At 57.8% G+C, this 11,624-nt stretch carries 12 protein-coding genes; 11 read left to right on the forward strand and 1 reads right to left on the reverse strand.

The window, feature by feature from the left end; genetic code table 11:
- Positions 1-145 precede the first annotated feature (145 nt).
- The 8 genes from rpsA to cysM all read left to right on the forward strand — a co-directional run bounded on the left by rpsA (position 146) and on the right by cysM (position 7,578).
- Positions 146-1,861 carry a 30S ribosomal protein S1 gene (gene rpsA, locus VRY85_RS09085; RefSeq protein WP_414598272.1) on the forward strand — a complete coding sequence of 572 codons (1,716 nt, stop codon included), beginning with the start codon at positions 146-148 and terminating at the stop codon, positions 1,859-1,861.
- A 4-nt stretch (positions 1,862-1,865) separates the two neighbouring features.
- Positions 1,866-2,216, forward strand: coding sequence for an integration host factor subunit beta (locus VRY85_RS09090; RefSeq protein ID WP_414598273.1), 351 nt, complete (start codon positions 1,866-1,868; stop codon positions 2,214-2,216).
- A 166-nt stretch (positions 2,217-2,382) separates the two neighbouring features.
- Positions 2,383-2,709 carry a lipopolysaccharide assembly protein LapA domain-containing protein gene (locus VRY85_RS09095; RefSeq protein ID WP_414598274.1) on the forward strand — a complete coding sequence of 109 codons (327 nt, stop codon included), beginning with the start codon at positions 2,383-2,385 and terminating at the stop codon, positions 2,707-2,709.
- Between the two features lie 27 nt (positions 2,710-2,736).
- On the forward strand, positions 2,737-4,023 hold the full coding sequence (lapB, locus tag VRY85_RS09100; protein WP_414598275.1) for a lipopolysaccharide assembly protein LapB: 1,287 nt from the start codon (positions 2,737-2,739) through the stop codon (positions 4,021-4,023).
- Complete coding sequence (gene rfaE1 / locus VRY85_RS09105) at positions 4,020-4,949, forward strand: D-glycero-beta-D-manno-heptose-7-phosphate kinase (RefSeq protein WP_414598412.1); 930 nt, start codon at positions 4,020-4,022, stop codon at positions 4,947-4,949. The genes lapB and rfaE1 overlap by 4 nt, the downstream gene beginning before the upstream one ends.
- Positions 4,946-5,935 (forward strand): ADP-glyceromanno-heptose 6-epimerase, encoded by a 990-nt coding sequence (rfaD, locus tag VRY85_RS09110; RefSeq protein ID WP_414598276.1) that lies wholly within the window; start codon positions 4,946-4,948, stop codon positions 5,933-5,935. The genes rfaE1 and rfaD overlap by 4 nt, the downstream gene beginning before the upstream one ends.
- Positions 5,936-6,090: 155 nt before the next feature.
- Positions 6,091-6,579, forward strand: a complete 489-nt coding sequence (locus VRY85_RS09115) for a ComEA family DNA-binding protein (RefSeq protein WP_414598277.1) — start codon at positions 6,091-6,093, stop codon at positions 6,577-6,579.
- Between the two features lie 87 nt (positions 6,580-6,666).
- Positions 6,667-7,578 carry a cysteine synthase CysM gene (gene cysM / locus VRY85_RS09120; RefSeq protein WP_414598413.1) on the forward strand — a complete coding sequence of 304 codons (912 nt, stop codon included), beginning with the start codon at positions 6,667-6,669 and terminating at the stop codon, positions 7,576-7,578.
- Positions 7,579-7,639: 61 nt separating this feature from the next.
- On the opposite strand, the gene mltB is transcribed toward cysM, so the two are convergent.
- On the reverse strand, positions 7,640-8,866 hold the full coding sequence (mltB, locus tag VRY85_RS09125) for a lytic murein transglycosylase B (RefSeq protein WP_414598278.1): 1,227 nt from the start codon (positions 8,864-8,866) through the stop codon (positions 7,640-7,642).
- An 11-nt stretch (positions 8,867-8,877) separates the two neighbouring features.
- Here mltB and VRY85_RS09130 point away from each other — a divergent pair, with 11 nt between their 5' ends.
- The 3 genes from VRY85_RS09130 to VRY85_RS09140 all read left to right on the forward strand — a co-directional run bounded on the left by VRY85_RS09130 (position 8,878) and on the right by VRY85_RS09140 (position 11,601).
- Positions 8,878-9,804 (forward strand): histone deacetylase family protein, encoded by a 927-nt coding sequence (locus VRY85_RS09130; RefSeq protein ID WP_414598279.1) that lies wholly within the window; start codon positions 8,878-8,880, stop codon positions 9,802-9,804.
- 115 nt (positions 9,805-9,919) lie between these two features.
- Positions 9,920-10,669 carry an electron transfer flavoprotein subunit beta/FixA family protein gene (locus VRY85_RS09135; RefSeq protein ID WP_414598280.1) on the forward strand — a complete coding sequence of 250 codons (750 nt, stop codon included), beginning with the start codon at positions 9,920-9,922 and terminating at the stop codon, positions 10,667-10,669.
- A 2-nt stretch (positions 10,670-10,671) separates the two neighbouring features.
- Positions 10,672-11,601: an electron transfer flavoprotein subunit alpha/FixB family protein gene (locus VRY85_RS09140; protein ID WP_414598281.1), complete on the forward strand. Its 930-nt coding sequence runs from the start codon at positions 10,672-10,674 to the stop codon at positions 11,599-11,601.
- Positions 11,602-11,624: the final 23 nt, after the last annotated feature.

Below are 11,624 nucleotides of genomic sequence, written 5' to 3' on the forward strand. Positions count from 1 at the left end.
GCCAAATAAATTTGGTGCGTTCTAAGGCGTCTTGCCGCAAGGCTGCTGGGCAAATAATGTCCACTTTGCACAAGGCGATTTTTTATTAACTCCACTGGGGCGACCCGGTGTGTTTTTACCGGCCATCCTGGCCAACGGATCACTCATGTCCACCATTAATCTGGAAGCCGCACTGGGCGGCGAAAGCTTTGCCGATCTTTTCAACGAAACCATCAAAAACCAGGACATGAAGTCCGGTGAGGTGATTTCGGCTGAAGTCGTGCGTATTGATCACAACTTTGTCGTAGTCAATGCAGGTCTCAAGTCCGAGGCGCTGATTCCCCTTGAAGAGTTCCTGAACGATCAGGGCGAACTCGAGGTTGAAGAGGGCGATTTCGTTTCTGTCGCCATCGATTCTTTGGAAAACGGCTATGGCGACACCATTCTGTCGCGCGACCGCGCCAAGCGCCTGTCGGCCTGGCTGCAGCTCGAGCAAGCGCTGGAATCCGGCGAACTGGTCAACGGCACGATCACCGGCAAGGTCAAGGGCGGTCTCACCGTCATGACCAACGCTATCCGCGCCTTCCTGCCTGGCTCTTTGGTGGATCTGCGTCCTGTTAAGGACACCACCCCCTACGAAGGCAAGACCCTCGAATTCAAGGTCATCAAGCTCGATCGCAAGCGCAACAACGTTGTGCTGTCGCGCCGTGCAGTGCTGGAAGCCAGCATGGGCGAAGAGCGCGAGAAGCTGCTCGAAACGCTGCACGAAGGTGCCATCGTCAAGGGCGTGGTCAAGAACATCACCGACTACGGTGCGTTTATCGACCTGGGCGGCATCGACGGCTTGCTGCACATCACCGACATGGCATGGCGCCGTGTGCGTCACCCCTCCGAAGTCCTGCAAGTGGGTCAGGATGTCGAAGCCAAGGTTCTCAAGTTCGACCAAGAAAAGAGCCGCGTCTCGCTGGGCGTCAAGCAGTTGGGCGAAGATCCCTGGATCGGCCTGGCTCGCCGCTACCCGCAAGGTACCCGCCTGTTCGGCAAGGTCACCAACCTCACTGATTACGGCGCGTTCGTCGAAGTCGAAGACGGTATCGAAGGCCTGGTGCACGTGTCCGAAATGGACTGGACCAACAAGAACGTCGATCCGCGCAAGGTTGTCACCCTGGGCGAAGAAGTCGAAGTCATGGTTCTGGAAATCGACGAAGACCGTCGTCGCATTTCGCTGGGCATGAAACAGTGCCGCGCCAACCCGTGGGAAGAGTTCTCCATCAACTTCAAGCGTGGCGACAAAGTCCACGGCGCCATCAAGTCGATCACCGACTTCGGCGTGTTTGTTGGTCTGCCTGGCGGCATCGACGGCCTGGTTCACCTGTCCGATCTGTCCTGGAGCGAATCCGGCGAAGAAGCCGTACGCAACTACAAGAAGGGCGATGAAATCGACGCCGTGGTTCTGGCTATCGACACCGACAAAGAGCGCATCTCTCTGGGTGTTAAGCAGTTGGAAGGCGACCCCTTCAACAACTACGTCGCTACTTACGACAAGGGCGCTGTAGTTCAGGGCGTGGTCAAATCGGTTGAGCCCAAGGGCGCTGTCGTAACGCTTTCCGTGGATGTCGAAGGCTATCTGCGTGCTTCTGAAATGGCGGCAGGTCGCGTTGAAGACGCTACCACCGTTCTGAAGGAAGGCGACGAGATCGAAACCATGATCCTTAACGTCGATCGCAAGACTCGTTCGATTCAGCTGTCGATCAAGGCCCGCGAAAGCGCCGAGACCGCCAGCACCATCCAGCGTATGTCCGAAGCCAGCGCATCGTCCGGTACCACCAACCTGGGCGCTCTGCTGAAGGCTAAGCTTGATCAAGCTCGCGACGACGGTTGATTGCGTGACCAAGTCTGAGTTGATTGCGATACTCGCTGGCCGCTATCCGCAGTTGGCGGTTCGCGACACGGATATTGCGGTCAAGACCATGCTTGAGGCGATGACTCAAGCATTGGTCGCAGGGCAACGTATCGAGATTCGAGGCTTTGGCAGTTTTTCCCTGTCAGAGCGTTCGCCACGAATCGGGCGTAACCCCAAGTCCGGAGAAAAAGTGATGGTGCCTGCCAAGCACGTACCTCACTTCAAGGCGGGCAAGGAATTACGCGAGCGTGTTGACTCAGCCTGGCGCGAAGCGTCAGCCGAGGAAACCGATAATCAACGATCGAATCTCGACCGCCATATCAGTGAGTACTGACCACATGCTTATGCGCCTGCCTCGCCTTTCCGGGCGGGGCGGAGTACGGAAAACCGTAAGTACGGCACTTTAGTACTTGTGGCATGGCTGAGAAGCCCCGGTTCATTCGACCGGGGTTTTTCTTTTCCTCGTACAATTGACGCATTCTGCATTCCTGGAGTTTCCTATGCGGTATCTGGTCTGGATTCTGCGGCTGGCTGTATTTGTCGTTGTTTTGCTGTTCGCGCTCAAGAACACAAGGCCTGTCGATGTCAGCTTCTTCGCCGATCACGTGGTTACCGATGTACCGCTGATCGTTGTCATGCTGACGGTGTTTGTGCTGGGGGCGCTGTTTGGCGTGCTTATCACTGCCCCTGTCATTGTGCGCCGTCGCCGCGAAGCGGCACGTTTGCGCCGTGAGCTGGCTCGTCTTGAAGACAAGCACAAACAGCCCGCTGCGCCACAGGAAGCTGCCGCAGCGCCTGAAACGGTAGCGCCGCTGGCGCCACTGTAAGTCGTCTGCCTCAAAGAGAGTAAACACGTGGATTTTCAAACTTGGTGGCTCATTTTCGTGCCGCTGTTATTCGCCCTGGGCTGGATCGCCGCAAGGGTGGACTTCCGGCAAATGCTGTCCGAAACGCGCTCCCTGCCAAGCTCCTATTTCAAAGGTTTGAATTTTCTTTTGAACGAAGAGCCCGATCGCGCCATTGACGCCTTCGTGGAAGTCGCCAAACTCGACCCTGAAACCACCGAACTGCATTTTGCGTTAGGCAGCTTGTTTCGGCGCCGGGGCGAAATGGAGCGGGCCATACGGGTGCATCAGAGCCTGCTGTCGCGCTCTGATCTCCCCCAGGCTGACCGCGAAGCCGCACAGCACGAACTCGCTCAGGATTTTCTCAAAGCAGGCATGCTGGATCGCGCTGAGCAGGCTTTCGAGGCAGTGCTCGATACGCGCTATGCCGTACCCGCTGTACGGGCGTTGATACGCATTTATGAGTCGGTGCATGACTGGCCACGCGCTATTGATTCCGTTAAGCGGCTGCGGGCGCTGGTGGATGAGCCCGTCCCGCAGCTGGTTCATTACCATTGTGAGATGGCCGAAGCCGCCATGGCGACCAAGCCTCCCCATATGGAACGCGCCGAACAGGCGCTTGATGCCGCGGACAACGCAGCACGGGAATTGCGCAAGGAAGAAGGCAGTGCGGCATCTGAGGTGCGCATTGCTATTCTGCGAGCACGGCTGGCCGCTTTGCGTGGCAGTGTGGAAGATGAATGCACCCATCTGACATCGGTGCTGGACATCGCTCCGGGCTATGCCAGTCTGGTAGCCGCCGATATGCTGGAAGCGTATCGGAAGCTCGGCCAGGCCCCAGAAGGCTTGCAATTGCTGCGCGATCACTACACACGCCATCCGGCGCTGGATGTCTTCAATGTCGTGTTCCGTGAAATCCGCAGCCAGCAAGGCCATAGGCTGGCCTGGGCGTTTGCTCGCGAAGCGCTGCGGGCACAGCCTTCCATGTTGGGTTTAGATCGTTTGCTGGAAGTCGAGCTGGCGGCGGGTGAAAAGAGGCCGCTTGATTACGCCAACCAGAAGGGCGAGGGGCGCGGTGATGCCGCCCCTGCCCAGGTGGATCCATCTGCCGTGCTCGAAATTGCCGCCGGGGCCGATTTCACTTTGCTGCGTTCAATCATTCACCGTCATACGCAGCGCCTCGACCGCTACGCTTGCCAGACATGTGGTTTTGAAGCGCGGCATTTTTATTGGCAATGTCCGGGCTGTAACTCTTGGGAAACGTATCAGCCCCGACGCCTTGAAGAAATAAAATAATGAGCTTTCCGGTAGAGCGCGCAGGCGCTGTAAAAATATTGGTGATCGGTGATGTCATGCTGGATCGCTATTGGTTTGGCGAGGTCGATCGCATTTCCCCAGAGGCGCCTGTTCCCGTGGTGCGCGTTGCGCGCCGTGAAGACCGGCTGGGTGGTGCCGCCAACGTCGCTCGCAATATCTGCGCGCTCGGAGCGCAGGCCACCCTCATGGGGTTGGTAGGCGCAGACGAGGCAGGAGAACGTGTTGCATCGTTGGCGAGAGACGAAGGTATTGACGCGCGGTTGGTGGTCGATGCTTCCATGCCCACCACACTGAAAATGCGGGTGATGGGGCGTCAGCAGCAGCTTTTGCGGGTCGACTTTGAGGAGCGCCCCAACGATGGTGGCTTGGACACTCTGATACAAGACATGCGCAGCATTGTGGCGGGCCACGATATCGTGGTGCTGTCTGATTATGCTAAAGGCTGTTTGGATAGAGTCCAGGAGCTCATCAAGGTTTGCCGCGAAGCGGGGGTGCCGGTTCTGGTCGATCCCAAAGGTCATGAGTACGCACGCTACACAGGGGCGACCATGATCACCCCCAACCGCTTGGAAATGTCGCAGGCCGTGGGGGCTTGGAACGACGAAGCCGATCTCGAATCCCGCGCTCAGGCGCTGCGGGCCAAGCTTGAACTGGAAGCCTTGCTGATCACGCGCTCCGAACAGGGCATGACCTTGTTTTCAGAGCAAGGCCGGCATCATATCGACGCCCAGGCTCATGAGGTTTTCGATGTGTCAGGCGCCGGCGATACGGTGCTGGCTACATTGGCGGTGGCGCGCGCTGCCGGTCTGGGCTGGCAGTCAGCAGTGTATTGGGCCAACCGTGCCGGAGGCATTGTGGTTGGCAAATTGGGGACGTCTGTCGTTACAGCAGGAGAACTATCATGATCGTAGTCACCGGAGGCGCTGGCTTCATTGGCAGCAATCTTGTTCGCGGCCTGAATCGTCGTGGGTATACCGACATTCTGGTGGTGGACGATCTGACGGAAGGCGATAAATTCCGCAACCTGGTGGGCTGCGAAATTTCCGACTATCAGCACAAGGATGATTTCCGCCTGCGGGTTCGCCAGGGAGATCTGTCCCGCGTGGAAGCCGTGTTGCATCAGGGGGCGTGTTCCGATACGACGGAGCGCAATGGCCACTACATGATGGACAACAACTACCGCGTCACGCTGGAACTGTTTGAATTGTGTCAGCAGCAGCGCATCCCTTTTGTCTACGCATCATCGGCTGCTGTCTATGGCGCCGGGCCTGTGTATGCCGAAGACCCGACTAATGAAGGGCCGTTGAACGTCTACGGCTATTCCAAGTATTTGTTCGATCAGGTGCTGAGGCGGCGTATGCGGGAACTCGCAGCACCGGTGGTGGGGCTACGCTATTTCAACGTATACGGCCCTCAGGAACAGCATAAGGGCCGCATGGCTTCGGTTGCCTTCCATAACTTCAATGAGTTCCAGAAAGATGGCCACGTGCGGCTATTTGGTGGTTGGGATGGTTACGGCGATGGCGGGCAGATGCGCGACTTTATTCACGTTGATGATGTTGTGGCAGTGAATCTGCACTTTATCGACCACCCCGAGGTGTCAGGCATTTTCAACTGCGGCACGGGCCGTGCACAGCCATTCAACGATGTGGCCTCCAGCGTGGTCAATACCATTCGTCGGCAGGCGGGTGAAGCGCCGCTCAGCCTCGAAGAGCAGGTCAAGCAAGGGCTGCTGCGCTATATTCCCTTCCCCGACGACCTCAAGGGGCGCTACCAGAGTCACACGCAGGCCGATCTCACGCAGTTGCGGGCAGCAGGCTATGACAAGCCCTTCCGAGATGTGCAGACGGGTGTGGCGCAGTATGTGGAGCGTTTGCTAGCGCAGCAATAAGTAAGAGTCATAAGGTTCTGTGCGTATCTCTACTCATGGACAACTTCTGGGGCCGGGCATGTTCAGTGTCCGGCCCTTGTTCCATCATGGAGCTGAAGTCCGGGCTGCCGGCAATCCCGCTTGCAGCGATCGGCTTCCTTTTCAGGAGTCCATTTATGAATCCGTTTATGGAACCTACCGTTGCATCGCCTCAACCCACTGGCTGGAAGCGTCCGTCTCGTCGTATCCGGCGGCATGTCGCTGGTGCACAGTCGCCTGTGCGTCGGCCTGCCGGCAACCCGGCCCGGCAAGAGTCCGGCACAAAAAAACCATGTCGTGCTGTCAACGCCGTCCTGCGCAGCTTGCTGCTGGTCGGCACACTGATGCTGCCCGGCATGGCTTCAGCGGTGGACATCAATGTCGCCACGCCCGAGCAGCTTCAAGGTATCAAAGGAATCGGCCCAAAAACTGCGGCTGTCATTATTGAAGAGCGTGAACGGGGCGGCCGTTTTGAGTCAATAGAGGACGTTTCAGAACGCGTAAAAGGTATTGGCCCTAAAAAGGCGGCATCACTGCTTGCAGCCGGCCTGACGGTAGGGGCGAGTGGAGCTGAACCGGGCAAAAAGGCTGCGGATAACACCCGTGGCAGCACTCGCAGCCGCTAAGGTTCTCTACGAACCCTTTGCTCGCAGGCGCGCCCGCTCTGGCGGGCGCAAAATCCCTGTGTAGAGCAGGCGGAGCGGTGTATGATTTTGCCCATGAAAACCTATCCTACTATCGAAGACATTATCGGTTCGACCCCGCTGGTACGCCTGCAACGGCTGCCCGGAGAAGCGGGCGACCCGCGCGGCAACATTATTTTGGCCAAACTGGAGGGCAACAACCCAGCAGGTTCGGTGAAAGACAGGCCTGCATTCTCCATGATTCGCGAAGCCGAGGCGCGTGGTGAAATCAAGCCGGGTGACACGCTTATTGAAGCCACCAGCGGTAATACCGGCATTGCTTTGGCCATGGCGGCTGCTGTGCGTGGTTATCGCATGGTACTCATCATGCCAGATAATCTTTCTGTGGAACGCCGCGCATCCATGACTGCCTATGGCGCCGAGCTCATTCTTACCAAGGCGGAAGAAGGCGGCATGGAATACGCCCGTGATCTCGCCACCAAGATGCAGGCCGAAGGCAAGGGTAAGGTGCTTGATCAGTTCGCCAACCCTGATAACCCCGTTGCTCACGTTCAGGGCACGGGTCCTGAGATCTGGGAACAGACGGAAGGGCGGGTGACGCATTTTGTGAGCGCCATGGGCACCACCGGCACCATTATGGGGGTGAGCGAATATTTGAAGTCGCGCAATCCCGCTATTCAAGTTGTGGGAGCACAGCCGGCGGAAGGCTCTCAGATCCCCGGGATACGTAAGTGGCCAGAAGAGTATCTGCCACGCATTTACCAGCCCCAGAGAGTCGATGCCTTTGAATCTATCAGTCAGGCGGAGGCTGAAAACATGGCGCGTCGCCTAGCGGCCGAAGAGGGCATTTTCGGTGGTATTTCCTCAGCAGGTGCGCTGGTCGCCGCACTGCGGGTGGCGCAACGCGTGGAAAACTCCACCATTGTGTTTATCGTTTGCGATCGTGGCGATCGTTACCTTTCAACCGGCGTGTTCAATTAACACGGTCACAATAAGCGGGCGCGCTGGATGGGGCGCCCGCTTATTAAGCATCAATTTTTTCTTATTGCGCTGCTGGCGTCGTCTGCATGCGGCGCTCAATTTCTTGGGCCAGGTCAGCCACCGAGCTGGCGTAGAAATAGCTGCGGTTATAGTGGGTGAGAGCAAAGAAGTTGGGTGTGCCGACGCGGTATTCCACCGTATTTCGGGGTTCATCCACCAAATTCACCATTCCCAATTGATGTTGCTGCCAAGAACTCGGCTGCGCACCGGGCTGTAGCCGGGCGCCGGAAGATTCCAGCTGCTGCCAGCTTAGGGTGGGCGTTAAGCCGCCTGTAACCAAGCGCTGAGCGTCGGCCGGCGGGGTAACCGGCGCAAATACCGGCACATTCGGTTGCCAGCCATGCAGACGAAGGAAGCGGGCCACCGAAGCGATGGCATCAGGTGTGCTGGTATGCAGGTCGATTCGGCCGTCATGATCGCCATCCGTGGCGTAGCGCATGAGACTACCCGGCATGAACTGAGGCAAGCCCATTGCGCCTGCGAACGAGCCGGTCACGTGCCGGGCATTAAGCTTGCCCTGGTAATCCAGCGCGATGAGGTCGGCGAGCTGATTGCGGAACATATGGGCGCGTTCGGGGCGACTGGCGTCTGGATAGCGGAACCCAAGCGTAGCCAGGGCATCCAGGACGCGAAAATCGCCAGTATGGCGGCCATACAAGGTCTCTACGCCGATAATCGCGACAATGATGGATGCGGGCACACCATAGGCTTGTTCCGTACGCGCCAGATCGCTCGCGTGTTGGCGCCAGAAGCGTTCCCCGTTACCGATGCGTATGGGTTCCACGAAGCGGTTGCGATACGTGACCCAACTGCGGCGGATGCGCGTCTTGGAAGGAGACATCAGACGAGCTGCGGTGGCGTTGTAGCGCGCATCCAACAGCAATGCCTGCACGTGTTCCAAGGGCACCCCGCGCAGTTTTGCGACCTCTACAGAAAATTCTTGAATATCGGCTTCTAGCTGACCGCTTGCGGTGACGAAGGGGCGACTTGAGGCGTCGGAGCGGCCAGCCTGGATATCGGGAAGGGAAACGGGTGGGGCGAGATCGGCGACTGAGCGGTTGAGGCTCTGTGGCGCGGAGGGCGGGCTAACCTGATCGCCGGCTTGTTGATGCTGCCCACTTACGGGTGGGCTAGGGGCGGCGACAGGCTCAAGCGATTGCTGACTTGCGCAAGCAGTTGTGAGTAAAGCTGGAAGGACTGCTTGCAAAATGCGGGAACGTCTGAACATAATCGACCTTTATGGAGACACTATACATTACTAGCCCGACGTGCAGGCAGCACGAAATGGGAAGCTGGCATCCGGAATGTCCTGAACGGGTGGATGTCATCAACGATCATCTGCTTTCCAGCGGCATCCTGCCTCTTCTTGAGGCTGCCGACAATCCGCGTCCTGCCACCGAGGCTGAGATTCTACGCGTTCATACGCAAGCTCACCTTGATCATCTCAAAAAATTGTCTCCGGCTTCAGGGTATGCAGCCGTCGATGGCGATACTTCCATGAATCCACACACCCTGGCGGCCGCTTTTCAGGCTGCGGGCGCGGGGATTGCTGCGGTGGACGCCGTCATGGCGGGCAAGGCGGTTTCAGCCTTCTGCAATGTGCGGCCGCCCGGCCATCATGCCGAATCCGGGCGTGCCATGGGGTTTTGCTTCTTCAACAATGTGGCCGTGGCTGCGGCACACGCGCTGGAACATCATGGTTTGTCGCGGGTGGCTGTCATTGATTTTGACGTACATCACGGTAATGGCACGGAAGACATCTTCTACGATGAGCCGCGTGTCATGATGTGCAGCTTTTATCAGCACCCGTTTTATCCCAATAGCCGGCGCGAGGGCGAGCGCGACCACATGGTGAACGTGCCGGTTGATGCCTACACCACGGGTTTCGATCTGCGTCAGATTGTGAGTGACATCTGGTTGCCAAGGTTGCGGGAGTTTGAGCCCGAGTTGATTCTGGTTTCGGCCGGTTTTGATGCCCACCGGGAAGATGAAATGGGGCAGTTGGGCATGGTGGAATCAGACTACGCTTGGATCACCGATCAACTGGTGAACGTTGCAGAAAGCTGCTCTCAGGGCCGCATTATCAGCATGCTGGAAGGGGGCTACAACCTGTCCGCCCTTGGCCGCAGTGCGGTCGCTCATATCAGGTCGCTGTCAAAGTTGTAGAATAAGCCTTTTTGCAAGAATACAAAGCCAGGTGCGGGTGGCCGCTATTAACGAGGCGGGCGCGGGATCTGTTTGCCAAATTTTTATTGCTAGTGAAATCCTTGGAGGATGCTCGATGAAGGTGTTAGTACCCGTCAAGCGCGTCGTTGACTACAACGTCAAGGTGCGTGTGAAATCAGACCAAAGCGGTGTGGATATCGCTAACGTGAAGATGTCCATGAACCCGTTCGATGAAATCGCGGTGGAAGAAGCCACTCGCCTGAAGGAAAAAGGCGTGGCGACTGAAGTGATAGCTGTCTCTTGCGGCGTCGCACAATCGCAGGAAACCCTGCGCACCGCCATGGCCATTGGTGCCGATCGCGGCATCCTGGCGCAAACCGATGCTGAATTGCAGCCTTTGGCCGTTGCCAAGCTGCTGAAGGCTCTGGTTGACAAAGAACAGCCACAGTTGGTGATTCTCGGCAAACAGGCGATCGATGACGACGCCAACCAAACCGGTCAGATGCTGGCCGCGCTGCTCGATTGGCCGCAAGCCACGTTCGCCAGCAAGGTTGAAGTCGACGGCGATAAGGTGCAGGTCACCCGCGAAGTCGACGGTGGTCTCGAAACGCTGTCGCTGTCGCTGCCAGCCATCGTTACGACCGACTTGCGTCTGAACGAGCCGCGCTACGTCACTTTGCCCAACATCATGAAGGCAAAGAAAAAGCCCTTGGAAACCGTTACCCCTGAAGACCTCGGCGTCGATGTTGCGCCGCGTCTGAAGACGCTCAAGGTCGTTGAGCCGGCTGAGCGCAAGGCTGGCATCATGGTGCCCGACGTGGCAACGCTGGTAGACAAACTCAAGAATGAAGCGAAGGTGGTTTGATCATGACGAATTTGGTTATTGCTGAACACGACAACGCTCAACTGAAGGCTGCTACGCTGAGCGCTGTGGCTGCTGCTGCCGCTATCGGTGGCGATATCCACATTCTGGTGGCCGGCAGCGGCGCCCAGGCTGTGGCTGATGAGGCTGCCAAAGTGGCAGGTGTGTCTAAGGTTATTCTCGCCGACGGCGCTCAGCTTGAGCATGGTCTGGCGGAAAACGTTGCGGCTCAGGTGCTGGAAATCGCTGGCAACTACAGCCACATCCTGTTCCCTGCTACCGCAGCGGGCAAAAACGTCGCACCGCGTGTGGCCGCCAAGCTTGACGTCGCACAAATCTCCGATATCGTTGCCGTCGAGTCTGCCGACACTTTCCAGCGCCCCATCTATGCGGGTAACGCCATTGCCACCGTGCAGTCAGCCGATAGCGTGAAAGTCATCACCGTGCGCACCACCGCGTTTGACGCTGTGGCCGCAGAAGGTGGCAGCGCAGCGATCGAGAATGCAGGTGCTGTGGCCGACTCCGGTAAATCGTCTTTCGTAGGCCGTGAAATCGCCAAGAGCGATCGTCCGGAACTGGCAGGCGCTTCCATCGTGGTTTCCGGTGGTCGTGGCTTGGGCAGTGCTGAAAACTTCAAAATTCTGGATGCACTGGCCGACAAACTCGGCGCTGCTGTGGGTGCCTCGCGCGCTGCAGTGGATGCTGGTTACGCGCCCAACGACTGGCAGGTTGGCCAGACCGGGAAGATCGTCGCACCGCAGCTTTACGTTGCCGTCGGCATTTCCGGCGCCATCCAGCATTTGGCCGGCATGAAAGACTCCAAGGTCATCGTAGCCATCAATAAAGATGCCGAAGCTCCCATCTTCGGTGTGTCCGACTACGGCCTTGTGGCAGACCTGTTTACTGCCGTTCCAGAGCTGACCGAAGCGCTGTAAAATTTTTGGTCGTCTCTGGTGGA

Origin of the sequence: Achromobacter sp. F4_2707 (assembly GCF_047501535.1) — a bacterium.
In the GTDB taxonomy this organism is placed as follows: Bacteria; Pseudomonadota; Gammaproteobacteria; order Burkholderiales; family Burkholderiaceae_B; genus Yanghanlia.

Excerpts from the sequence above, each read along its gene's own strand:
- rfaD (WP_414598276.1), top strand. The coding sequence starts at position 4,946 with ATGATCGTAGTCACCGGAGGCGCTGGCTTCATTGGCAGCAATCTTGTT.
- VRY85_RS09140 (WP_414598281.1), top strand. The coding sequence starts at position 10,672 with ATGACGAATTTGGTTATTGCTGAACACGACAACGCTCAACTGAAGGCT.
- rpsA (WP_414598272.1), top strand. The coding sequence starts at position 146 with ATGTCCACCATTAATCTGGAAGCCGCACTGGGCGGCGAAAGCTTTGCC.
- VRY85_RS09130 (WP_414598279.1), top strand. The coding sequence starts at position 8,878 with ATGGAGACACTATACATTACTAGCCCGACGTGCAGGCAGCACGAAATG.
- VRY85_RS09095 (WP_414598274.1), top strand. The coding sequence starts at position 2,383 with ATGCGGTATCTGGTCTGGATTCTGCGGCTGGCTGTATTTGTCGTTGTT.
- VRY85_RS09135 (WP_414598280.1), top strand. The coding sequence starts at position 9,920 with ATGAAGGTGTTAGTACCCGTCAAGCGCGTCGTTGACTACAACGTCAAG.
- VRY85_RS09115 (WP_414598277.1), top strand. The coding sequence starts at position 6,091 with ATGAATCCGTTTATGGAACCTACCGTTGCATCGCCTCAACCCACTGGC.
- mltB (WP_414598278.1), bottom strand. The coding sequence starts at position 8,866 with ATGTTCAGACGTTCCCGCATTTTGCAAGCAGTCCTTCCAGCTTTACTC.